Source organism: Leptospira stimsonii (assembly GCF_003545885.1).
GTDB lineage: Bacteria > Spirochaetota > Leptospiria > Leptospirales > Leptospiraceae > Leptospira > Leptospira stimsonii.
The window spans coordinates 1,561,276-1,584,356 of record NZ_QHCT01000001.1; the positions used below are offsets into that span (position 1 = coordinate 1,561,276).

Consider the following 23,081-nt stretch of genomic DNA (forward strand, 5'->3'; position numbering starts at 1 on the left):
GCTCAGATCCGAAATCCGATCAAAGTTATGTCATCTCTTTGGGATTCTCCCGCTTGATGTCCGTCTAAAAAGGCCGCGAGTCTTTCTTTTTGTTCGTTGGCCGGCAGGGGAGAAACGCCATGTAATTGGGCGATCAATCCTTTGCTGGCGATTCTTTGTCTTTGAGGATTCGGTTGATCCATGTATCCGTCCGTGGTAAGATAAAACATGGTTGGTTTTCCTTTATCCAGTTTTACTTCGTGGGTCGTATAGGTTCTTGAATCTTCTTTTTGTCTTCCACCGATCGAATGTCTGTCTCCTTTGATCTCTTCTATCTTACCGTCTCTGGAAAAGTAGAGAGGTCTTTTGGCGCCTGCAAAATAAACTTTATCCGTTTCGATTCTACAGAAGCAGATGTCCATTCCATCCACCGAGTTCGTATCTAAAGAATCTTGTTTTAAGGCTTGTCTCACATTCTTATTTAAATGTTCCAAAACCTTCCCCGGATCTTTGATACCTGCTTCGTTTACGATTTGATTGAGCAATGTATTTCCGATCATTGACATTAAAGCACCTGGGACCCCGTGTCCAGTACAATCGACTGCGGCTAGGAAAATAGATCCTTCTTTTTTACTGAACCAGTAGAAGTCTCCCGAGACGATATCCTTCGGTCTGAAGAGGACGAATTGTTCCTTTAGATTTTTTGCAAGAAGAGTTTCGGAAGGAAGAATCGCCTGTTGAATATTCAATGAATATGTGATACTGTCAGTGATGTGTTGATTCTTTAATCCGAGGTCCGCGTTTGCTTGAGCCAACTCTCTCGTTCTTTCCCTTACTTTCTCTTCCATATTAGAATAGAGTAAAGCGTTATCGATGGAAATCGCCGCTTGAGAGGAAAGAATGTTCATGATCTGAAGTCGGTCCGATGTGAACGCTCCTTCCGAAAGATTGTTTTCGAGATAGAGAATTCCCGAAATCTCGCCTTGTTTTATCACCGGAGTACAAAGAACCGACTTAGTTTTAGAATTCTTAATATACTCGTCTTTGTTGAACTTCTCGTCTTGGTTTGCGTTTCTGAGAACCAAGTTTTCCTTCGTACGTTCCACGTAGTAGATCAAAGAGATCGGAAGATTCTTGCTGTTGCCGAGAGGAATTCCGGTGAGAACGTCTACATCGTCTTTTGTAATCGATCCCTCCGCTTCGACGTAAAGCCTTCCTTCTTTTTTAAGAATGAGAACTCCTCTCTGAGCTCCCGCGTTTTCGATAACGATCTTCATCAGTTTATCGAGGAGATTTTCCAGTTTGATCTCCCCGGAAATCGCAGTAGAACTTTTTAATACGGATTGAAGATCCAAGGTTTGACCGGAATAAACTTCGGTCGCCGCAGCAGTCGTGGTTGAAATCGTTCTGTGGGTTCGAATCGTTCCCGTTCCTCGTTCGCGAATGAATTCGGGATACTTGGACTTGAGCATACTCTGTTTTAGATTCGCGCCCCAGAGTCCGTAACGATGAAACGCTTCGTTGATAAATTCCCCTGCGATCTTGATACTTCCTTTCGAAAGCCAGAAGGTCGCCGCCATTTCGCACGCGAGCGCTTCGTCGTTTGGAAATTCGTTTTTTCTCGCTTCTCGAATCGCCGCTTCGTATGTTCTTGCGGCTTTCCAGTTTTTGTATTCCAGTCTTGCGAGTTCTGCTTCGACTAACAAGTGTTTGTGGTAGAAGTTCTCAGGACAACTATCCGCCAATGCCAAGAGTTGTTTTTGGTTCTCGCGAATTTTTTTGAGATATTCTTTTTTCTTATCGGGTGTGACTTTTTTATAATTCGCGGCAAGTGCGAGGGAATACAAAAAATTATGCTCCCAAGGTCCATATTGCCCACCAAGGTATAAGATCATTCCGTTGGCTTCCTCCGCTTCTTGAAGAGCCAGCTGGTATTCTCCATACATGAGCAACGATCGTATCTTCATCACTTTGAACGTACAGATAGGGGCCAAACTCTGGTGATCGTTGCAAAGATCGATATATTCCTTTTCCTGATATTCGTTCGATGAGAAGTCGAGGTGCCCGCCCGTTTCCCCTCTTAAATTGTAAAGAATCAAAGTTGTTCCCAGGATCGTATCGATAGCGAGGTTGTTTTTTACTTTTCTTACGAATTTCAGGAGCTGGTTGATTTTCGGTTTTAGAATTTCTAAATTCTTTCCTTGAAAAAGAACATTAGACGCATCGTTCATCGCGGCGTAACTTCCGTGAAGGAACTCCCCCGAGTCTAATGCGGCCTGAACACATTTTATATTCACTTCCTCGGAGAATTTAAGATGTTTCACAAAGGAAGAAGAATAGTTTGCAAGAATATTAGCGGCCTTCGTATAGCCGCCGGAGTTCATATATTTTTCGCTGAGTTTTACGGCCAATTCACAGAAGTCATATGCGGCTTTGTAATCGGATAATTTTCCTACGAGGACCATTCCATAACAGGAATAACCGTAAGAATCGGAAAGGTTTCCATACTTCAAAAGAAGGTTCGCCATTTTTAAGCAGATGACAGGGAATAGGGCAGGTTCTTTATTATAAGCCATCGGGATCGCGCTGATCAAAAGATTCACCGCCCAAATATGGTTCGCATCGGTCATCAACGGTTCGTCTAACAGTGATGTAACGCTTCGGTTCTTTAAATTTTTTCTGACTTCCTCGATTTCCTTGTCCACGACCTTGTCGAAGTTCGAAGTTGGGATTTCAATTCCCAGCGGTTTCAGAGCTTTGATCACCGTCGGCATCGCGAGATCGAATTTTCCTTGGGCGGAATATTCTATCATCAATAAGTTATAGGCTTCGGCCTGTTCCACGGGAGTTTTCGCCTGTTTTAAGATGGTTTGAATCATCTCCTGCGATTCTTCGAAATTTCCGTTCAGATACAAGACTTCAGCCAGTTCTTTGTGAACGGAGTAGGCGATCTCGTATTCCTTGGACCAAAGTTCCTTGTCTCCTTTTTCCGCTTCCGGAAGCGAGAAAAGAAGCTCTCTCGCTTTTTCGGAATACAGTTTTGCGGGTTTATAGGCGGCGGATAATTTCGCTTTCTGCGCGGCTTGAATATTCAATTTCAGTAATCTTCTTTTTTCTTCGTTTTCCGTAATCAAAGAAGAGCCGGTGTTTAAATGATTCACAACGTCGAAAATCGAATCCTCTAACGCTTTCTCATTCAAGTTTTCTAAAAGAATTCTTCCTATCTTGAGTCGAGTGGATTGTTTTTGATCTTCGCTTAATAATTCGTAACTTGCCTGTTGCACTCTGTCGTGTTGAAATCGAAATAGAATCGTCTTCGCGATCTGAAAGTTCTTCTCTTTGTTTTCTTCGACTTCCTCCATGGAATCCACTAATCGATAATTGTCTCCGTAAGGAACGATTAGTTCTTCTTCCATCGTTTCCATGATGGCCGCCGCGGTCTCTTTTAAAGTGGCGCCCAGAATTTTGGACTGGACTCCTAAATCGAAGTTGCTACCGATACAAGACGCTAATTTTAAAGTTTCTTGGGTGCGAGGGGAAAGTTTTTTAATTCTTCTAACTAAAAGTTCTACAACGTTATCCGAAATGTCTGTGTTTTTTATTTTTTCGAGATTCCAAATCCACTTCCCTGAAAAAGTTGAATCTCCTTTTTTGTAGGAGATGATTTCTTCTTTGGATAATTGTTTTAGAAGTTCGTTGATGAAGAAGGGATTTCCTCTCGTCTTCGAATAAACGATTTCGGCGAAATTCATCGTCTCTTCCGCGGAACTTCGAAGGCTGTCCGCCAAAAGTTCGTTTACGTTCTGTAGACTCAAGGGTTTGAGAAGAATTTTGTCTAATCGGAAACCTTCTTTTTCCAAACCCGAGACGAGAGTGGAGAACGGATGTGTGGAATCCACTTCGTTGTCCCTATACGCCAACATTAAGAAAAGATAATTTACGGAAACGTCTTCTATTAAATTTTTTACCAACTCCAGTGAAGATGCGTCCGCCCATTGTAAGTCGTCGAGAAAGATCGCTAAAGGATGTTCCTGGTTTGCGAATATTTTGATGAAGTTCTGAAATACCAAATAAAAACGGTTGGCGTTTTCCTGCGCACCGAGTTCGGTAACTGCGGTTTGAGGGCCGATGATAAATTCAAGTTCGGGTAATACGTCTGTGATTACTTTTCCGTTGCTTCCTAACGTATCTTTGATTTTATTTTTCCAGTCTTCGATTCGTTCGGGGGATTCTGTTAGGATTTGTTCGATCAGATTGGAAAAAACCTGAATGATCGCGCTGAAAGGAACGTTCCGATTGTATTGATCGAATTTACCGGAAACAAAATATCCCTTCGATTCGGTGAGCGGTTTGTTGATTTCCTTGACGAGAGAAGATTTTCCGACTCCGGAATAACCTGCGATCAATACTACGCTCGTTCTTCCCGTATCGGTTACTCTCTTGAATTCGCCTAACAACGACTGTATGTATTCTTCTCTTCCGTATAACTTTTGCGGAATCTTAAATTCTTGCGAATAATCCTTGGAGCCTAACGCGAAAGCGGGAACGTCTCCTACTTCGAGCCATTTTTGCTGAACGGTTTCTAAATCCGCCTTCAAACCTTCCGAAGTCTGGTAGCGATCCTCAGCGGTTTTCGAAAGCAATTTTAGAACGATTTGAGAAAGGGCTTCCGGGATTTCAATTCTGAGTTTGCGAGGATCGACGGGGGATTTCGCGAGATGAAAGTGGACGAGTTCCAAAAGATCTTCGCTTTCGAACGGAAGTTTCCCGGTGATGAGTTCGTAGAACGTGATTCCCAAGGAATAAAAATCGCTTCTGTAATCGACGGAACGATTCATTCTTCCCGTTTGTTCGGGGGACACGTAGTGGATGCTCCCTTCGAGTCGATTCGGATTGGACCAGGAAGTTTCTTCTTTGGAAAGACGGGTGGAAATCCCGAAGTCCACGATTCTTAAAACGCTTCCCTCCGGATTGAAGATGATATTGTCCGGTTTTAAATCCTTGTGTATTACCTTTTTATTATGTATTTCGCCGAGTCTTTCCGTTAGATCGATCGCAATTTTGAAAAAGTCCTTGAGGTTGACCGGTTTTTTACCGGAAAAATGTTTTAGGGTTCCTCCCGGAACAAACTCCAATACGAGGATAAAGCCTTCCGGAATTTTTTCCATCGCAAATGCGTGGATCATTTTTTCCGAAGCGAGATAATTCAAGATTTCGAATTCGTTTCTCAAATTTACGACAGCCGGATGCAGTTCGTCCAGGATGGGAATGTATTTGACGACTACCTGCGCCCCGTCCTTCGTTCGAACGGCTTTGTAAACTTCCGTCGACGAATCCGAATTCATTCTTTCTTTTAGATCATAGCCTTCAATTTTCATATCTGTTTTATTTCCCGTTTTTTTCTCTCTTTCTTCAGAGACGAAATAGGAGTCCTCCCCAATAAAATCCTCCGCCGACGGCCGGAGTGAGGAATACGTCTCCTTTTTTGAATTTTCCTTTATAATAAAATTCTGATAGAACAATCGGAATGGAAGCCGCGGATGTGTTTCCTACACGTTCAAAGTTCATGAGAATTTTTTCTCTTGGGAACTTCGTCCTTTTGAGAACGTCTTGAACCACAACGTCCGTTCCGGGGTGTGGGACCACCCAATCGATGTCGTCTATCGTCAGTCCGTTTTTTTCCAGGAGTTGATCCATGGATTTGAGTGTGAGATCCGCCGCATTTGTGACAAGTTCCGGATAACTCTTCACATAACTCTGAGGAGGTGGTCCTGTGACGATGATTCCGGAAAGGTCTCCGTCGTCTTGTAAGAATGAATCGATGATTCCAAAATTCTTATCCCCTGTAAATTCTAAGAAGGCACCGGCCGCCGCGTCTCCCGCGGTGAATTCTCCGTAACCTCCCATGCGTGTTCGTACGGAAAATCGTTCGCTTCCGATGACCAACGCATTCTTAAATTTGCCGGAACTTAAAAACGCGGAAGCCGTTTGAACTCCGTGGACGAATCCGGTGCAGGCAGTACTTACGTCGAAGGCGAGCGCATTTTTTGTTCCCGATAATTTGGATGCTTGCGGGGCGAGATCGGGAAGAAAGTAACGATCGGTCCAGTTTGCAAGAATGTAGAGATCCACGTCCTCCGGCTTTTTCCCTGCGTCTTTCAGAGCCATCTCGGCCACTTTCGCCGCCATATACATAGGCGTTTCTTTCTCATTGGCTCTTCTTCTTTCGTTGACTCCGATATTTCCGATGACTGCTTTTTCCGCGGGGTGCATTTCGGGAAATTTCAACCGCGAACGGATTTCTTCATTCGTCACGATCGTTTCTGGAAAATAATGACCAAAACCGGTGATTCTCACTCCGTTGCTTGTTAGATTTTTTCCGCTCATTTATTTCCCCTAAGTAAATTCGAATTTTATTTTATTATGGAAGTCTTGTATATACCATAAATTGTTCTATGTAAATCTTTTCCGGGTCCAATTCTCTTAAAACGGTCAGTTCCTCCGCGGTCACCGGTTTTTCTTCTTGAAGAGTAAGGTCCTCATCTGGGGGAAGCCAAGAAGTATAACGAAGAACGGCCTCATCCGGTTCCATTTCCTCGTCCGAAGGAGGGGCGATCCAATGTGTGAATTCGAAAACGTGGTCCGAGTTCGGTTGTCTCTGAAACCTACCGAATTGGCAAATCGCTTCCATGACTCGATCACCCACTGAAGTAATGTAATTTACTTTTTTTACGAATCTTCCTCGATTTGCTTTCGCTACCACGATACAATCCGCACTCGCCGCGATGTCGTTTGCGCCTCCGGAACCGACGAGAAATTTTCCTTTGGTTGTTCTGGTTGAATTGATGTTCCCGAACCAATCCACTTCCGCCGCGCCCAAAACTCCAAGACAATGATCCGGAACCACCGTTCCTAAAATACTCGTGATGTCCGATAACATCGTACAATCTTTCGTATGCAATTGGCTGAATAAAAATACGTCTCCGGTATGAGGTTTCATGGAATAGAATCCCAGTTCCGTGATGACCTGCACTTGGATTCCCTCCTTTTCCAAAAAATGAGCGGCCGTCCAAGCAGAAATATGCGCGGCTCCGATTCCCGCAAGAATCGTCTTGTATCCTTTTGTCTTTACGTATTCTTGAATCGCCCTTGCGGCAAGGATGATCATCTGTTCGGAATCGTTTACCGTCTTCGGGTCTTCCAGTTTGAGCGCCTTGTTTTCCTCTGGAATCTGCTTCAATCTTCTGAGACGAGTTTTTCCCAAACGATCCAAATATTCCGCGTGTCCTCCGGGAAGATTTACGAAATCCGAATACCATTTTTCCGCCTTGGAAGGTACGTTCGCCGCTTCATTGGCTTCGATTTGAAATTCGTAATCGTCGAGATAGGTGGAAAGTCCTTCGAACACGGAAATTCCCGGAAGATTTAATACGCGAAGAGATTGTGGATGCGCGCCGAACTCAGCAACGGAAAGACCTACGATTCGGTTTCCCGGAATGGTAACTAGTTCCGGAGGAATCGAACCTTTCGGAACGATTCGTTCCACGGTTGCGATGACTCCTTGTTTTGCCGCGAGCGCTCCCCAATAACCTTCTCCGCTCGGAGGACAGAGAACAAGATTTCCGTCTTCGTCCCCGATGACCGCGTGTAACAAAGTGTAGTCGGGGTTTAAAGGAAGAATGTAGGCTAGATCCGTTCCTTTTTTACCTTTATAATCCTGAGTATAAGGAAGATTTTCATTTTGCGAAACGTTTTGTGGATCCGGAAACAGAAAAGCAGTTTTGCCTAACTTATCCAAGATCATATCGCTTCCCAAAAGAGAATTTGTAATAAATCCGGGAAGACGCATCGCTCCGGCCATCAGTCTTTGTACTAGACTCAAGAGAGACCAGAGTTCGAGTTCGAACGGAGTTCCGTCCAAGAGGTTGGAGTAGAGAGAATTCGGAGAAGGTTTCGGATAGTTGTCGCCCGCAAAACCTGTGATCATTTTTTTTACGATCTTGGAAATCGTGAGCGCGTGCGCGCTCGAATGAATCCCCGCCATGCTGATCGTAAATTCCGGACTCGTGTATTGAAAGCAACGCGCAAGAGAATAGATGAGCGCGTTGGGTCTGGACATCGTCGCGGAAAGATGAAGCGACATTCCGGGCTTCACGATTTCTCGGATCATCTCATCCGGGTTTGTAAAGATCTTCTTGTTTGCTTCCAATGATTCTATGTTTCCCGGATCAGTATGAATATTCTGATTTTGTTTCCTATCCGCAGAGAGTTTTCTTTCTCGGAGTACTACGAGAAAAAGAGAAAATTCATTACAGACAATGTGGAGTTTTTCAAAATCCTAAGTTTTTTCTTTCGATTCTTTTTCAACAAACACCGAGTAGATTTTGGTGTGTCTCAATGGTGGAAAGATCTTCCTTGGAGAAGGCACTCTAGCAAGAACTTTTTGAAGGAGAATTCAAAAACCATCCTCGGTTATAAAGAATCACTCGATGAAAACTTTCTTTTTAAAAAGCTTCTTCAGCGGGCAATTAATTTTATAAACAGAGTAAAGCAAGTAGGGATCGTTCCTTCATCCTCGATTGAGAAAGAGATCGGAAGACCAACTCGAAGTCGGCTTCCCTTTCGATTCAAGACCGGGCTTTTAAAAACCGAAACTCTAAAGAGGAAAATCCTTTTTAGAAAGTGCGAGGAAATCCGGTTCCGAGCATCGGAAGGGATGAGAAACGGATTTCACCCGAGTCATTATGTCCCGATTCGCTTTATAATATTAAAAAACCCTTTATGACTGATATCCAAATCGAATTTCCGAAAACGTACCACTTCTCGACCGAGTTGTCGATCCGCAAAACGGATCTTGCTTTGGATATTCACGTTTCCTTCGCTTCGATTTTGGATCTGGTCATGGAAGCGCATTTGCAGTTTTTCCAATATCTCGGTTTTTCCGTTACGAACATTTACGGAAAGAGCATCATCTTCGCGAACGCGGGTATCTTATATCAGGGAGAATTGCTCTACAACGATCAGGTAAAGATCGATGTCGTTTTAGAAAATTTGGGAGAGAAGTCGTTCGATCTCTACTTCCGCATATCAAAGGATCAGCGAAGAGAGAAAGTTTCTCTTATAAAAATTCGGGTTCTTTTTTTCGATTATTCGATTCGAAAGGTTGTGCCCGTTCCGGAAGGATTTAGAAAAAAGTTTTCGGACGGAAAAATTCCTTCCTATCCTTCTCCTCCGGTCGGTGAGACGGAGAACGGGGGAGTCACCCCGTCCACCACTCAAGTGCGAACCTTTGATAAGTTGGAAGTTTGGAAACTCGCCCACAATCTAATCTTAAAAGTTTATAAACTCGGAAATCAATTGGAAGGATCCCGAGTCAAGGATCACGTGCAACTTCTGGAACATTTACGATCGGTTGCAACCCTCTTGCCGGTTTCCATCGCGGGCGCGTGGGGAAGTCGGATTCTTTCTCAGAAGATCAAAAATATTCTGAAAGCGAAGGTTCATCTTGAGGAACTTCGGTATCTTTTTATTCTGATGGAGGATCTGAAAGTCGCTTCCGTCGCAAGAGAACTTGCGGATTTGGAAGTGATCAACGGTCACCTGAAAAAATATCTCGTTCGAGTCAGAAACGGAAAGACGAGAAAAATATCTTAATATTCTAATATTCGATCTTTGGAGAATTCTATGAAAGACAAAGTCGCGATTGTGACCGGAGGAAGCACAGGAATCGGGAAGGCCGTCGTTCAAGAATTCGTAACCCGGGGAGCGAAGGTCGTTTTTTGCGGCAGAAGATCCGAAGAGGGAAAAAAAGTAGAATCCGAAATCCGATCGAAAGGCGGAGACGTCCTCTTTGTCGCCTGCGACGTAACTTCCGGAGAACAAGTAAAGAACGCGGTTCATTTCACGATCGAAAAATACGGTCGATTGGATTTTGGAATCAACAACGCGGGGATCATGGGAGAAAACCATCTTTTGCACGAATATCCGGAAGACGTTTGGGATAAAGTCGTGAACGTGAATCTCAAAGGAGCTTGGCTCTCGATGAAATATCAAATTCCGGAAATTCTTAAAGTCGGAGGAGGGGCCGTAGTAAACGTATCTTCGATTTCGGGAATCAACGGAGTTGTGGGAATCAATCCGTATTCCGCGGCGAAACACGGAATCATCGGGTTGACCAAAAGTGCCGCATTGGAATACGCAAAGAAGAACATACGTATCAACGCAATTTGTCCCGGCGCGGTAAAGACTGAAATTTTGGACGAGCTCTTTCATCTTGCAAAGGATCCGCTGGAGGCCGAAAAACAACTCGTCAAACTTCATCCTCTTCATCGCATCGCGACTCCCGAAGAAGTCGCCAAAGTCGCCGTCTGGCTCTGTAGCTCCGACGCTTCCTTTATCACGGGCACGGCGCTTCCGGTCGACGGCGGTTATTCCGCCAAATAATTTTCTTTTCTAAACGAAACAAAGAGAAAGGAATTCGAAATCAGGAATTCTTCTTTGGATCGTTTTGAAAAAACTGACCTGGCGAAGATTTGTTCTTGAATACCTTCGCTGACACATTTTTATAATAGTTTTACGGAAATTCCTTCGAAATTCCGCACTTTCTTCTTCATGATTATTCATTATTTTGGAATTACGGAAAAAGGAAACTTTCGTTCGCATAACGAGGATTCCATGTATGTTTCCGGCGAGATCGTCGCCGGGACGGTTTCCGGTTCTTTCGGTTCCACGGGCATCCGCGATTCTTCCCATTCTCCTTTGATTCTCGCGCTCGCGGACGGAATGGGAGGTCATACCTCCGGCGAAATTGCAAGCCGTCTAACGTTGGAAAAACTCGCCTGGATGGAAAGAGCGATCCAACCTCTGGAAGAACTTCCCCGAGCCGGTTGGCAGAATCTTTTCCGGAAGATCAACAACGAAATCAACGAACACGCGTTACAGACCGGTAAACTCGGAATGGGGACGACCCTAGTCGGAGCTCTTTTCGGAAGAAGGAAGGTTCTTGTGTTCAATATGGGGGACAGCAGAGCCTATCATTTTTCCTCCCGAGGGATTCATAAGATTACAGTGGATCATTCCTTTTCGGATTCTGTCCGCGGAGGAAGTCATAGCTCCAGGAGTTATATCACGAGTTGTATCGGCGGAGGAACGACCGATCTTCAGATGGATCTTTTTGATATTACGAATTCCTTAAGTGAAGGAGACCGGATTCTTCTTTGTACCGACGGACTTACGGACGTAATCAAAATCGACGATTTGGAGGAGATTCTTAAGAACGCGACTAACGTAAAAGAAGCTTGTTCTCATCTTGCGGAAGAAGCGAATCTGAGAATGACAAGGGATAACACATCCGTCATCGTGATCGAAGTCAAGGAGATGGCTCTCTCCCACGCCGAACCGTGGAAACTTACCCCAAGCGAAAGAAAACGGTAAGGGTAAAAAACACTTCTCCCTCTTGCGTTTTTTCAAAAGAGGAACGGAACGGAAAATCGGATTTTTTTAATATTTCCAAAAATCCCAAACCGGCTCCTTTGCTGTCTTCCGGCCTTTCCCCCTTGATTTTCTCCTGATAGAGTTCTTTCACTTCTTCTCCCGTAAGCGAGAGAAAGTGTTCGAGTTTTTCTTGGAGCGGCGTGGCCGTTTCCGAGGTTAAAAAGTTCGCGGTAGAGAGTTTGAGAATATGACCCTTCTCCTTTACCAAGATCAAACCGACTCCGTAATCCTTTTCTCTCTCGGAAGAATAATGACTTACGTTCTGAGCCATCTCTACAAATACGTTGAGAATTTTGTTTTTCCTTTTTTCATTCGAGATTCGATCCTTTAGAATTTCGGTTAGGCTTCCCAAAATATCGTGGGTCACGGCGCCTTGATAGTAAAGGACCGATTTCATCTTTTTAGAATGATCGTATTGTTTGTGGAGTCCGCCTGTTTTCATTCTTATCATCTTAAAGATCCGGTGCGGTCAGGCTTACGAAAGAAGACTGACTGCCGATTGCAAAAGCCATGGAGATCGCGTTTCTGAGACGAACCTTTCTGGCTCCCTCTGCCACGTGATCGTGATCACATTCCGGATCGACGTCTTTGAGATTGATCGTCGGACAGATGATCTGTTTTTCCAACATCAATGCGGTTGCGGCTACGTTGATGATTCCAGCGGCTCCGAACGTATGTCCGAAGATCGGTTTGATCGAACCGAGGGGCGCCCACTTATTTTTTGCAAGGCCGTTGTATAGAACTTTGAGGGCCCTGCTTTCCGCCATATCATTGTTAACCGTTGCGGTCCCGTGTCCGCAGAAATAATCGATATCGCCGAGATGCATTCCACTGATCTTCAAAAGACGACTCAATCCGGTCGCGGCTTTTTTTCCCGTTAGATCCATTCTCATTGCGTGGTCCGCTTCGTTATAACTGAAGGTTCCCAACACTTCGGCGTAGATGCGGGCTCCTCGAGCGATGGCTCGATCCATTCTTTCCATACAAAGAACCGCGGCGCCTTCTCCAAGAATAAAACCGTCCCTGTTTCTATCGTAGGGTTTGATTGCGGACTTAGGATGTTTTTCTTCGGATGACATCACCGAACTCGCAGGATCCGAATACATCATCATAAGAGGTTTGATCAAGGGAAACTCGTGTCCTCCTGCGTACATCACTTCGGCTCTTCCTTTTCGAATGGCTTGATAACAAAGACTGATCGCGTGATGTCCGCCGACACAGGCGGCCGTGATCGTAGTAACGAATCCCTGAATATTCGCATAGATTGCGGTTAGGTTCGTGGGATTGGAAGCCATCGAAGTAAGAACCGAATAACGATCGAAAACACTTTGGTTTTTTTCTTCGTGATAGAGTTTCCAAGCGTGTTCCCACCAAGCCAAGGACGCGCGAGAGGAAGAATCGATAAAGCCTACTTTGGAAGGATCCACCGAATCCTTATCCAATTTCGCATCCCTTCTTGCTTCTTCCATTGCGGACATGAGAGCGAAAGTCTCCCGGTTGTAATTCTTCGCGTGTTTTTCGTTTAAGTCCGGAAGATACTTTTTCCAATCGAAATCGTTCATCTCCGCCGCGACCTTAACGGGCATATCGTGGGTTTTGAATCGTGTGATGGTATCGATCTGAGAATTTCCTTCAGAAAGGTTTTTCCAGAATGTCTCCACTGAGAATGTATTCGGAAGTATAACTCCGATTCCCGTGATTACGACCCTGGAGTTTTTGCTTATTTTCGTTTTATCCATATTGGTTCGATCGTATGCGGTTTGTCGTTCAAACGCAGATAACGCTCTTCCTCTTCGATCTTTTTGGAAATATATTTCCTTTGAAAAACCCGATTCTTCCGAATTTTTAGAAAAGGGATTTTAAATATGTCATTGGACGCTAAAAATCAATTCAAAAAAACTAAAATATAGATTTGAGTGAAGAACCGGAACGAATTCTTTCTTTTGGAAACGCCTCGTTCCTTCCGGTCTGCGTAAGCTTTGATCCGACAAATTTTCAATCGAAAAATCGGCTTGCAACGGACTTTAAGTCCGCGTCAAAGGAAGTTCGGGGGATCCTTTTTAAGAATTGTTTGGGAATCGGTCGTAAGACCGACGTTTGGCGGGGTTCGCTGATTTTTTCGCGGAATGGCTTTTGGTTCGGAAAACGAAGTGAACGGAGAAGGCTATGATGAATGTAACAAAAATAGTTACAAAATGCTTGCCATAAAAAATGAGACGGAAAAGATGGAGTCGTTCTGGTTATGATTCCTAGGAGGAATGTTATGTGGAATGAAACTCTTTTGGTGCAAAAGAAAAAAGCCTTGGAAGGATTTGGAGTTTTATCTAAGAAATCGATCTCTCGTTTTATCGAGAATTTGCGGTCTCAAGACGATTGGAAATTGCATAGGATCAACCCGATTCGGTTTGCAAGGGAAAACGATTTTGAAACGGGGGAGGCGATCGATCTCTTTCTACATTCCGGAAAGATCGGATTGATCGATTTTGCATACAATATGATTTGTCCGGCCTGTGGCGGCGTCGCGTCTTCTCATACTTCCTTGGATCAGATCGAAGAAAAAAGTTTTCATTGTTATATTTGTAATCTGGATGTTCCCGCGACTCTGGACGATCAAGTGGAAGTGAGTTTTTCGATCAACCCGTCGATCAAAAAACAGAATCTGGATCCTTTGGTCGATGCGGAAACCTATCTCAGATATCATATCTCGGCGAACTTTCACAAGTCCAAAGAACTTTTGGACTTTCTTGGTAAGAATATAAACGGCTTGATCGTATTGGAACCGGGAATCACCCGCAATATCACGTTAGACGCCATCAATGTTCCCGCTTATCAGCTCAGTTCGGTCGAGAACAATTCGGCGGTCTATCTGTATTTTGACGGGGAAGAAACGCCGGATGATCGGGTCATCGACTTAAGTTTACTCACGAGCGGTTTTACTCCGAACGAACTTCATTTGTCTCCGGGAAAATACGAACTCAAAGTTTCCAATCGGACGATCGCAAAGGCCGGCTTTATCATCATAAAACCGGATCTTCCGAGAATATTAGAAATCGTGAAAGAACATCCCACTGTGATTGAGCCGTTCCTGACCGCGAAGATGCTTTTGAACAATCAGACATTCCGAGAACTCTTTCGGATCCAACAACTGAGCAGTAAATTAAATCTGAACGTAAAAAGTCTTACGATTCTTTTTACGGACCTAAGAGGGTCCACGGAAATGTATGATAAGGCAGGGGATATTCTCGCCTATCGATTGGTTCAGGAACACTTTCGTCTTCTTACCGAAACCGTGAAGAAGTTCCACGGAGCGATCGTCAAAACGATGGGGGATGCGATCATGGCTACCTTTTCAAGTCCTCTGGACGGAATGTTTGCCGCTCTCGAGATGATGACTCGAATCGACGAGATGAATGAAGAATTTAAGGAGCATGGTCATGAGATCGGTTTGAAAGTCGGACTCAACGAAGGACCTGCGTTAGCCGTAATCAACGACGAAAGACTCGATTATTTCGGGCAAAGTGTGAACATCGCCGCTCGGGTCCAATCGCTCGCTTCCGCCGGAGAAATCTGGGTGACCGAGCCGATTCTTTCCAGTCCCGGAATTCAGGAAGAATTGAGCCTTAGGGGATACGATTCCGAAAAACACGAAGCTTCCTTGAAGGGAGTCGGTCAGAAGGCAACGGTTCACAAACTCTACAGATTCGAAGAACGGAGTGAATTGGTCGGCGTTTGAGAACCGGATTCGTCTTCGGGGAAATCCGAAGACGAATTAGAAAAAATTTATTTTCAAAAAGATACAAAAAACGATCCTTTTGTTTTTTAATAGGAAAGGGTTATGAATTACAAAAAAACGAGTTTGTTAGTTTTCGTCTCTTTGGCGCTTTTTATCTTCAATTGTAAAGGTGCTGGAAATCCGGCCGCAGAAATGCAAGAGCTTGCGAAGAAGTCCAAGGATATCACTTGTTCCAAGACCGTAGAATGTGCGAAGGAACAATTCAGCAAATTGCCGGAAGCTCAGAGAAAATTTCTTCCTCCGATGCTTCAATCCAAGGAAGCTTGTTTGGAATCGATCGAACAAAATGCCGCGGCTCAGAGAGCGAAAACCGGTAAAACCGAAGCCGACGAATGGAAGGACGCAACTCCCGAGAAAGTACAAGCGGCCAAAGAATGTATGGCCTTGATCGAGAAAACAAGTTGTTCCGAAATGATGTCGCCTAACAGTCCGATCCAAAAATCGGAAGCCTGTCAGTTTTTATCTAAAAAATAAAAATTCTCTTTAGAACCTCCGTCGGAATTGGATTTCATTTACTTTCCGGCGGAATTTCTCGATACAACCCGCCTCAAAGTTTCTCTGAATCGGAAATAGAATCCGAATCAAAAAATCCCTGTAAATTTCTCCTTTTAGATTCTAACAAAAAATGACTAAAGTAGGCTTGTTCCCTTCGAATAAATTAGTAATTTATGCTATTCTAATAATATAAAAAAGAAGCAAGAATGAAAAACGAAATTGTTGTTTGCGAGTGATCTCGACCAAGTTTTTTTCATCTCAAATCAAGCGTAATCTAAGAATTCTCCGAATTCTTCCACAAGAAATCTTGCGCTTTCGAAGCGGTCTATGTTTCGCGTTCACCGGTTTCATTTTACGAACATAAATCTAACTTTTTTTCGTTTGCGCCGAGAGTGGATTCCACCTTGTCACAAAAACGGATAGCAACACGTCTTTCCTTTGATCTTGAAAGGGCGAAAGGATTCAAAAAAAAACGATGGAGGACAAAGGAACACTTTCTTTGTTGGAAGCTATTTTCTTGATTATCCGAGAAGTTTTATGAAAAGAATTGAGTTCGCCTTTGCAAAACTGATCAAGAGGTCAACATCTATGTTCCCATTCGATAGTTTAAAAAAAATCTGTCTGATTCTTTTTTCCATTTTTATCCTTCACTGTGGATTGTTTGTCGAAACGATCCCGCCGGGGAAAATTTTGGACGAGGGTGAATTCGATCGTTTTTTAAAGTTAGGTGATGTCAATTATCACTACCAGGATTTCCCCGGAACGAAAGGAGATATCTTTCTTTTGCACGGTTTTGGATCTTCGACTTATACTTGGACGGAAACGATTCCTTATTTGAGAAAATCCGGTTATAGAATCGTATCTTTGGACATGAAAGGTTTCGGTTGGTCGGATAAACCTCTGGAAGGAGATTACCGCGTGGAAAGGTTACAAATCGAAGTCGCGAGTTTCTTAAAAGCATTAAAGTTACGGAATGTAGTTTTCATCGGAAATTCTTTGGGTGGGGCGATCGCCGCTTTGACTTCGGCAAAAGATCCGGACCTCGTCGGGAAGTTGATTTTGATAGACGCAGTCGGTCCGTATCCGATGAAAAAACCTCTGATCATTCGGATGTCCAATCTCCCCTTTGCCGCAGAAATGATGAAAACCTTTTACGGAAAATGGCTTTTTCACTGGAACCTCAAAGAAGTCGTCTTCGATCCGAAGGTGATTACGGAAGAACGAATCGGCGCGTATTTCGATCGTCTTAGAACGTTAGGCGGAATTGAATCTACGGTTTCATTTTCGAGAACTTTAGAGGACGGCTTTGCAAAAGGATATCTCGGGCTCGTCCCGACCATCAAACAGCCGACTCTGATTCTCTGGGGAAAGGACGACGGATGGATTCCTCTTACGATCGGTGAACAATTTCACAAAGACATTTCCAATTCTCAAATGATCGTTTTTGAAAACTGTGGACACATTCCTCAGGAGGAAATCCCGGAAAAAACCGCGAAGGCGATTCTGGAATTCCTTTCCAAAGAATCGAAAAACAAATGATGGATTGAATCAAAGTCGGGTTCAAAATTCGATCGAAACAAATCTGAAGCGGACGCCAACCTTCGCTTCAGTTAAAATCGGACGATTCTACTATTTTGAATTTACTCGTTTCAGAATGGATTTTTTTCGCAAAGTATTCCCGATCAAATCGGTCCTTCTTTTACGCTTCGCTTAACAAAAGTCAGAACGTCTATAAGGAATTCTCTTCGATGACTTCCGATTCCTTGAGGGAAAATTCCGCCTTTCCTAAACCGCGTTTTCTTCTGTCTACGATCCAATATAAGTAGAAGAGGATTGCAAAAATGCTCTGTAGAATGAATTGCGCGAGGTGAACCGTGGTCGCGTAAAACAAACCTTCGGATGCCTTTCTTCCCATAAGAACAAACGCGGAGGTGACGGACGCGTGAAACACTCCGGCACCTGAAGGTGCGGAGGGGACCATCACTCCGACCGCTCCTGCGAACATGATCAAGACGATTCCTGCGTAGCTCATTTCGATTCCGACTAACTTGAGTAAGATTCCGTAACTCAGCGCGTATCCGATCAGCCAAGTGAACGCGGTCAATATCGCCGGAAGCAGAAATCTTTTTAATACCAAAAACTTTCCGAGGTCTCGAACGTAGTGGGCGAGTTTTTGTAAGAACCATTCTTTCTTTCCTAAGAGTCCGGCCGCCCAAGCAAGAACGGAAACGATCGTTTCGTTCAAGAAACGAACCGCGATCAATCCGAGAAAAATTCCGACGATCACAAGCGAAGAGATGATAAAGAAAGAGTCGCTACTTTCGTCTTTGATTCCCAAAAACATGAGCGCGCAGATTCCCGCGGAGAATATAAAAGAAAAATCTAATACTTTTTCGATAAAAAGCGCGGTCACCAAGGTCGGATATTGGAGATCGGATTCTTTTTTACAAAAATACAAACGGAAAATGTCTCCTCCTCTCGCGGGGAGAAACATATTGGCACCGACTCCGATAAATGAGGAAAAGAGCGCATAACGGAAGGAGATTTGTTTTCCCATCAGAAGGTGCCATCTCCAGGAAAATAAAAGAAGTCCCCAAGCGGAAGAAATACAAAACGGAATCAGATAGATCGGTTCCCATCGTTCTTGGATTCTCGAGAATTCGCTAAGATCCAGTTTCGAGAATAAAAATCCGAGCGCGACGACGCTGATTACGGTTCCAAATAGAATTCGTTTCAATGTTAGTTCCTTGAGTTATCCCGGAGGCCATTGCAATTGGCGTTCGGCTAATAGATGAAAATGAATGTGAAAAACGGTTTGTCCGCCGTTTTTGCCGGTATTGTTTACGACTCGATATCCGTTTTCTGCAATTCCTAAATTCTTTGCGACGTCGCGGATTTGAACGAGTATGTTCCCGAGAAGAACGGAATCCTCGTTTTTTACGTCCGCGAGGGAAACGATGTGTTTTTTGGGGATGAATACGATATGAACCGGAGCCTGCGGAGAAATATCATGAAATGCTAATATTTCTTCGTTTTCAAAGGCGATCTTGGAGGGAATTTCTTTTGCGATGATCTTGCAGAAGATACAATTCGGATCTTTCATTCGTGATTCTCCATACAAAGCGCGGCCGCGCCGAGCGCTCCCGCTACGTTTCCACCGGGTAGAATTTGAGTATAAGTTCTAAAAATAGGGAAGATCAGGCCGTGAATTTTTTCTTTCAAGACGTTTCCGTAGAGATCCCAGGATTTGACGAGACCTCCCGTAAAAACGATCTTCTCCGGATTGACCGTGTGGATCAAGGTTCTACAGAGCTGAGAAAGCGCGTCGATTCCTTCGTTTAACAGAGTTACTGCGAGCTTGTCTCCCTTTCTTACGTTTTCGAAAAATTCTTCCGCACTGGAAAGAGGAACTCCGCAGGCTTCATGATAACGGTGTAAAAATCCGCTTGCGCTAAAATAGGCTTCCGTACATCCTCTTTGTCCACAACCGCAGAGCGCGCCTCCGGGAAGATAGGTTACGTGTCCTGCTTCCATCCCGCTTCCCCGATATCCGTTGAACAGTTTTCCCTGATACACCCAACCTCCGCCGAGCCCCGTTCCTAACGTTAGGATCATCAGATTGGAAGATCCTTTTCCGAGACCGAAACGATATTCTCCGAGAGCCGCCAGGTTTGCGTCGTTATTGTAATATACGGGAAGTTTAAAATTCTTCTTGAGATGAGCGACTAACGCAACCTCTTTTAAGAGGGGAAGGTTCGCGGATTCGATGAGAATTCCGTTTTCCGTGTCGATCGGACCCGGGCTTCCGATCCCGACCGCGACGAGCGAAGAATCTTCGAGTTCGTTCACGATATTTACGAGAGAATCCAAAAATTCTTTTTCGGTCGTTTCGATTCCCGTGTTTCTCGAAGTTTGTTTGAGAATGGTTCCGTTCGTATCGACCAGACTCGCTTTGATGCTCCCGGCTCCGATATCGATTCCGAGATAGGATTTCATTTTACCACCCGGGTAAACGCTCCCTCTCTCATTTCATAGATCGTCTTCGCGTCGAATGCCAGGTTCATATCATGAGTCACGAGTAGAATCGTAAGTCCTCTCGTGTTAAAATCGTATAAAAGATTTCTCACGAGTTCGCTGTTCTCCGGATCCAAATCTCCGGAGGGTTCGTCCGCGAGAAGGAGTTCGGGTTCGTTGATCAAGGATCTTGCGATCGCGGTCATCTGAATCTGTCCGCCAGAAAGTTTACTCGGATAACTCTTACGAATCGATTCGAGGTGAAGGCTCTGAATGAGGTATTCGCATTTTTCCAAATATTCTTTTTGACTAAACTTTCCCACAAGAAGAGCCGGAAGTAGAATATTCTCCTCCACGTCGAGATGAGGAAGGAGTTCTGAAAACTGAAAGATCAGTCCGATGTTTCTCGCGCGAAAGTTCGCCAAGGTTCCGTGACCCATGTCGCTCACCTTGGTCGTATCGAAGTAAACTTCTCCCGAAGAACTGGAAAGCATTCCTGTGATCATCGAAAGAAGTGTGGTCTTTCCAGAACCGGAAGGTCCTACGATCGCCACGTAATCGGATTGGTTCATGTCGAAAGATACGCCGTTCACGGCCTTGGACTTTCCGTATTCTCTGGAAAGATCGTTGATGCGAAGAATCATTTGCCCCTCCGGATCGACCGATACGGATCTAAGAATGTAAGAATCACGGAAACGATTCCCCCGGTTCCCGAAATCAAAGAAATACAGATAAGAAATGCCTTTCCGTAATCTAAAAGGCTGGAACTTTCGCCAAACCAGGGTGGAAAGACAATCGTGGCGAAAACGCTCAGGAAGAATCCGGTCCCGTGTAAAATCCAGAGTTCCGCAACCAAAAGGCGAATCGTTCCGATTCGATTGCCTCCGACGGCCATCATAATTCCGGCGTCCGCGGTTCGAAGGAGGGTTCGAGAAAGCGCCATAAAAACCAATCCGGCGCTACTGAGCAATAAAACCAACTGTGGATAATTCCGGAAGAGTTCGATACTAGAAGGGTTAGAGGGGACTTTGTCCATTCTCAGTAGAAAGATCCCGAAAATCAGGAAAAAACAAAAGAGTACGGAAAATCCTATATGAAGAATACTGATTGTAATATCGCGTTTCACGATAGAATACGCAAATCTGAGGTAGGTAAGTTTTCCCATCTGGTTTTAGTTTCTACAAATGATTTGATTTTATCCCAAGATTGGGCAATACCCGGTTCGGCTCCCGGGATTTTATCCATTTACTAACCGGAACCTGAAAGAAAAACAAAAAAAATGATCTTCGTCATTCTTGTCGCCATTGGAATCATTCTGATCGTTGCGTTTGGATCTTTTCTGATCCAGACCAAGAAAGACGCTTTTGAAAAAGCCCTCGCACTGGCCGCTATGGGCAATTATGTCGATGCCCGAGTTATCATTCGCGATATCCTAGACAATTCTCCCTCAAACGTCCGGGCGCACTACGTAATCGCAAAAATCTACGCGATGGAAGGGGATACGACCAACGAAGCCCGTCATCTTGAAAAAATCAAAAAAATCGGAACGTATGAGAAAGGGATCAACGAAGTAGCGGTTTCCAATCGGATCGCGGATATCTACTATCAACAAGATCTCTTCGAAGAAGCCCTATTTCATTATTTGGATACGGTTCAGATCGATACGGAAAATGCGGAGGCCAATGTTCGGATCGCCTTTATGGCATTAGGTCAGAAAGAATTCGGAATCGCCGATCGATTCCTGAGTAAGATTCCGAATGAAAAGATCAAGGTGGCTTCGATCTTTATCGGGAAAGGTGTTGTCTCCGCGGCGCTTCGAAAAGGAAATCCCGTGGAATTCTTTGCGAAAGCCTATGAGCTCGATCCCGCTTCTCCGGTGGGGGGATTTCTTTACGCGCTGAGTCTCACCCGGGACGGGAAATACGAAGAGGCGACAAAGGTAGCCAACTCCGTCGCGGATCTGATCGAAGACGATTACGTACGTTATACGATCTTTCAATTCCTAATGTGCAATTATATTCTTCAGAAGAATTTGGGCGAGGCCTTGAAACACGCGAGGCTTTGTATGGAGATGGCGAGAAACAGCGGTTGGAAACAGGAGATGATCGATTCCGACGTTCACTTTTCTCTTCTTGCTGTAAAACTTGGAAAGCTCGAAGAAGCGAGCGAGTATCTCATCGAAGCGGAATCCGAAAGGATCGACGACAAACGAATCATCGATCTCGCCAATTATAAATTCCAAATGGAAACAAAACGCGCCGACGCGAACAAAGCGGCTCAGAGCGGATTCTCTTTGGACGAAGAGATCGGAAGAATTTTCGGAGAACTCTTTCCGATGGAACGATTCTACGAACTCTCGGGACTCAAGTCTTCCAAGTCGTTTCATATCAAAGGAATCATAGACGATCAAGGAAACAAACTCCTCGCGGACGTTTCTAAAATCGGAGTCGGAGTTCTGGATCACTATCGACAACTCAAAGGGGTAGAATTTAAGAATCTCTGCGTTCGAATCGTGATGGCCTTGAATTATACCGTAAGCCGAGAAGTTCCCAACAAAGAAGGAGACGGTCTCAATCTTACGGGCTTAAACAAAACCGATAAAGAGACCAGGGCGCTTTTTAAATTTAGAAAGTGGAAGGATGCAAAGATCTCCGACATTTTTTTACGGGATACGATCGCTCAGTTGAAGGAGTTGGGCGTGGACAAAGCATTTATTCTTGGAGACGCGGAATTTACGGAAGGAGCCAAACGTTTTCTCACGGACAATCCGAGTCTTCTCACGGTCATCTATGGAAAAGATCTGGAAGAACTTTTAAAGAAGGCCCTTCGTCTCGAAGCCAAGGGAGCGTAAGAAGATATCTTGATTGACATACTTCCGAATCTACGTTCCAATCGATACTGTGAGTTCCCATTTATTACATCGTATTACGTTGAATCCGGACGTTTGTCATGGAAAACCCACCATTCGAAATCAACGTTATACTGTAGAATTAATTTTGGATCTTTTATCTTCAGGGATGAACGAGGATGAGATCTTAGCCGATTTTCCTTCCTTGGAAAAAGAAGATATCTTGGCTTCCTTGGAATACGCATCTCATCTCGTTAAGGTTAAATCCATCTACAAAGCTTCTGCATGAAGTTCTTGATCGACGCTTAAGCTTCCTTTCACGCTCGTGAAATTGTTTTTTTGTTTTTCCTCTTCGAACAATTCTTACCTGCGATGCTGAAGGAATTCTCCACGAACGAATGGCTGGAACTGACAAACGAAGGATTGATCGTTCACGAGAACGGGTTCTCATAAACGCAG

Annotated in this window: 18 protein-coding genes; 8 read left to right on the forward strand and 10 right to left on the reverse strand. The window is 44.3% G+C overall.

Translation table 11 applies throughout. From position 1 onward, the window contains the following. Positions 1–2 precede the first annotated feature (2 nt). Genes DLM75_RS07790 through DLM75_RS07800 form a run of 3 tightly spaced genes read right to left on the reverse strand, consistent with a single transcriptional unit; the run spans position 3 to position 8,188 of the window. Positions 3–5,357, reverse strand: coding sequence for an AAA family ATPase (locus DLM75_RS07790; protein ID WP_118967833.1), 5,355 nt, complete (start codon positions 5,355–5,357; stop codon positions 3–5). A gap of 34 nt (positions 5,358–5,391) precedes the next feature. Continuing rightward, positions 5,392–6,366 (reverse strand): ketoacyl-ACP synthase III, encoded by a 975-nt coding sequence (locus DLM75_RS07795; protein WP_118967834.1) that lies wholly within the window; start codon positions 6,364–6,366, stop codon positions 5,392–5,394. Positions 6,367–6,400: 34 nt separating this feature from the next. Beyond that, positions 6,401–8,188, reverse strand: a complete 1,788-nt coding sequence (locus DLM75_RS07800; RefSeq protein WP_118967835.1) for a CoA-transferase — start codon at positions 8,186–8,188, stop codon at positions 6,401–6,403. Positions 8,189–8,760: 572 nt separating this feature from the next. On the opposite strand from DLM75_RS07800, the gene DLM75_RS07815 reads away from it, so the two are divergent. From DLM75_RS07815 to DLM75_RS07825, 3 genes are all read left to right on the forward strand, one after another. Beyond that, positions 8,761–9,633 carry an acyl-CoA thioesterase gene (locus DLM75_RS07815; protein WP_118967838.1) on the forward strand — a complete coding sequence of 291 codons (873 nt, stop codon included), beginning with the start codon at positions 8,761–8,763 and terminating at the stop codon, positions 9,631–9,633. A 30-nt stretch (positions 9,634–9,663) separates the two neighbouring features. Then, complete coding sequence (locus DLM75_RS07820; RefSeq protein ID WP_118967839.1) at positions 9,664–10,422, forward strand: glucose 1-dehydrogenase; 759 nt, start codon at positions 9,664–9,666, stop codon at positions 10,420–10,422. A 168-nt stretch (positions 10,423–10,590) separates the two neighbouring features. Beyond that, positions 10,591–11,412: a PP2C family protein-serine/threonine phosphatase gene (locus tag DLM75_RS07825; protein WP_118967840.1), complete on the forward strand. Its 822-nt coding sequence runs from the start codon at positions 10,591–10,593 to the stop codon at positions 11,410–11,412. Here the strand turns inward: DLM75_RS07825 and DLM75_RS07830 are convergent. Both DLM75_RS07830 and DLM75_RS07835 read right to left on the reverse strand, forming a co-directional pair. Continuing rightward, positions 11,387–11,914, reverse strand: a complete 528-nt coding sequence (locus DLM75_RS07830; protein WP_118968037.1) for a SiaB family protein kinase — start codon at positions 11,912–11,914, stop codon at positions 11,387–11,389. The genes DLM75_RS07825 and DLM75_RS07830 overlap by 26 nt on opposite strands. Before the next feature lie 10 nt (positions 11,915–11,924). Continuing rightward, the gene (locus tag DLM75_RS07835) at positions 11,925–13,211 is read right to left on the reverse strand and encodes a beta-ketoacyl-[acyl-carrier-protein] synthase family protein (RefSeq protein WP_118967841.1); all 1,287 of its coding nucleotides are present in this window, start codon (positions 13,209–13,211) and stop codon (positions 11,925–11,927) included. Positions 13,212–13,735: 524 nt separating this feature from the next. Here DLM75_RS07835 and DLM75_RS07845 point away from each other — a divergent pair. The 3 genes from DLM75_RS07845 to DLM75_RS07855 all read left to right on the forward strand — a co-directional run bounded on the left by DLM75_RS07845 (position 13,736) and on the right by DLM75_RS07855 (position 17,299). Then, on the forward strand, positions 13,736–15,205 hold the full coding sequence (locus DLM75_RS07845) for an adenylate/guanylate cyclase domain-containing protein (RefSeq protein ID WP_118967843.1): 1,470 nt from the start codon (positions 13,736–13,738) through the stop codon (positions 15,203–15,205). Positions 15,206–15,307: 102 nt separating this feature from the next. Beyond that, positions 15,308–15,739 (forward strand): LA_2478/LA_2722/LA_4182 family protein, encoded by a 432-nt coding sequence (locus DLM75_RS07850; protein WP_118967844.1) that lies wholly within the window; start codon positions 15,308–15,310, stop codon positions 15,737–15,739. 558 nt (positions 15,740–16,297) lie between these two features. After that, a complete protein-coding gene (locus tag DLM75_RS07855; RefSeq protein ID WP_147456616.1) occupies positions 16,298–17,299 on the forward strand; it encodes an alpha/beta fold hydrolase in 1,002 nt (333 codons plus the stop codon). A gap of 190 nt (positions 17,300–17,489) precedes the next feature. On the opposite strand, the gene DLM75_RS07860 is transcribed toward DLM75_RS07855, so the two are convergent. From DLM75_RS07860 to DLM75_RS07880, 5 genes are read right to left on the reverse strand one after another with little or no spacing between them, the layout of a single operon-like run. Further along, a complete protein-coding gene (locus DLM75_RS07860) occupies positions 17,490–18,497 on the reverse strand; it encodes a lysylphosphatidylglycerol synthase transmembrane domain-containing protein (RefSeq protein ID WP_118967846.1) in 1,008 nt (335 codons plus the stop codon). A 15-nt stretch (positions 18,498–18,512) separates the two neighbouring features. Continuing rightward, on the reverse strand, positions 18,513–18,863 hold the full coding sequence (locus tag DLM75_RS07865) for a histidine triad nucleotide-binding protein (RefSeq protein ID WP_118967847.1): 351 nt from the start codon (positions 18,861–18,863) through the stop codon (positions 18,513–18,515). Further along, entirely contained in the window at positions 18,860–19,756 is an 897-nt protein-coding gene (locus DLM75_RS07870; protein ID WP_118967848.1) for an ROK family protein, read from the reverse strand. Before DLM75_RS07870 ends, DLM75_RS07865 begins: the two co-directional genes overlap by 4 nt. Further along, positions 19,753–20,418, reverse strand: a complete 666-nt coding sequence (locus DLM75_RS07875; protein ID WP_118967849.1) for an ABC transporter ATP-binding protein — start codon at positions 20,416–20,418, stop codon at positions 19,753–19,755. Before DLM75_RS07875 ends, DLM75_RS07870 begins: the two co-directional genes overlap by 4 nt. Next, positions 20,415–20,939 (reverse strand): ABC transporter permease, encoded by a 525-nt coding sequence (locus DLM75_RS07880; protein ID WP_118967850.1) that lies wholly within the window; start codon positions 20,937–20,939, stop codon positions 20,415–20,417. Before DLM75_RS07880 ends, DLM75_RS07875 begins: the two co-directional genes overlap by 4 nt. A gap of 114 nt (positions 20,940–21,053) precedes the next feature. Here DLM75_RS07880 and DLM75_RS07890 point away from each other — a divergent pair, with 114 nt between their 5' ends. Both DLM75_RS07890 and DLM75_RS07895 read left to right on the forward strand, forming a co-directional pair. Further along, the gene (locus DLM75_RS07890; RefSeq protein WP_118967851.1) at positions 21,054–22,625 is read left to right on the forward strand and encodes a tetratricopeptide repeat protein; all 1,572 of its coding nucleotides are present in this window, start codon (positions 21,054–21,056) and stop codon (positions 22,623–22,625) included. Positions 22,626–22,674: 49 nt separating this feature from the next. Then, positions 22,675–22,911 (forward strand): DUF433 domain-containing protein, encoded by a 237-nt coding sequence (locus tag DLM75_RS07895; RefSeq protein ID WP_118968038.1) that lies wholly within the window; start codon positions 22,675–22,677, stop codon positions 22,909–22,911. The last annotated feature ends 170 nt before the right edge of the window (positions 22,912–23,081 follow it).

Excerpts from the sequence above, each read along its gene's own strand:
- DLM75_RS07790 (WP_118967833.1), bottom strand. The coding sequence starts at position 5,357 with ATGAAAATTGAAGGCTATGATCTAAAAGAAAGAATGAATTCGGATTCG.
- DLM75_RS07795 (WP_118967834.1), bottom strand. The coding sequence starts at position 6,366 with ATGAGCGGAAAAAATCTAACAAGCAACGGAGTGAGAATCACCGGTTTT.
- DLM75_RS07815 (WP_118967838.1), top strand. The coding sequence starts at position 8,761 with ATGACTGATATCCAAATCGAATTTCCGAAAACGTACCACTTCTCGACC.
- DLM75_RS07820 (WP_118967839.1), top strand. The coding sequence starts at position 9,664 with ATGAAAGACAAAGTCGCGATTGTGACCGGAGGAAGCACAGGAATCGGG.
- DLM75_RS07825 (WP_118967840.1), top strand. The coding sequence starts at position 10,591 with ATGATTATTCATTATTTTGGAATTACGGAAAAAGGAAACTTTCGTTCG.
- DLM75_RS07830 (WP_118968037.1), bottom strand. The coding sequence starts at position 11,914 with ATGAAAACAGGCGGACTCCACAAACAATACGATCATTCTAAAAAGATG.
- DLM75_RS07835 (WP_118967841.1), bottom strand. The coding sequence starts at position 13,211 with ATGGATAAAACGAAAATAAGCAAAAACTCCAGGGTCGTAATCACGGGA.
- DLM75_RS07845 (WP_118967843.1), top strand. The coding sequence starts at position 13,736 with ATGTGGAATGAAACTCTTTTGGTGCAAAAGAAAAAAGCCTTGGAAGGA.
- DLM75_RS07850 (WP_118967844.1), top strand. The coding sequence starts at position 15,308 with ATGAATTACAAAAAAACGAGTTTGTTAGTTTTCGTCTCTTTGGCGCTT.
- DLM75_RS07855 (WP_147456616.1), top strand. The coding sequence starts at position 16,298 with ATGAAAAGAATTGAGTTCGCCTTTGCAAAACTGATCAAGAGGTCAACA.
- DLM75_RS07865 (WP_118967847.1), bottom strand. The coding sequence starts at position 18,863 with ATGAAAGATCCGAATTGTATCTTCTGCAAGATCATCGCAAAAGAAATT.
- DLM75_RS07870 (WP_118967848.1), bottom strand. The coding sequence starts at position 19,756 with ATGAAATCCTATCTCGGAATCGATATCGGAGCCGGGAGCATCAAAGCG.
- DLM75_RS07875 (WP_118967849.1), bottom strand. The coding sequence starts at position 20,418 with ATGATTCTTCGCATCAACGATCTTTCCAGAGAATACGGAAAGTCCAAG.
- DLM75_RS07880 (WP_118967850.1), bottom strand. The coding sequence starts at position 20,939 with ATGGGAAAACTTACCTACCTCAGATTTGCGTATTCTATCGTGAAACGC.
- DLM75_RS07890 (WP_118967851.1), top strand. The coding sequence starts at position 21,054 with ATGATCTTCGTCATTCTTGTCGCCATTGGAATCATTCTGATCGTTGCG.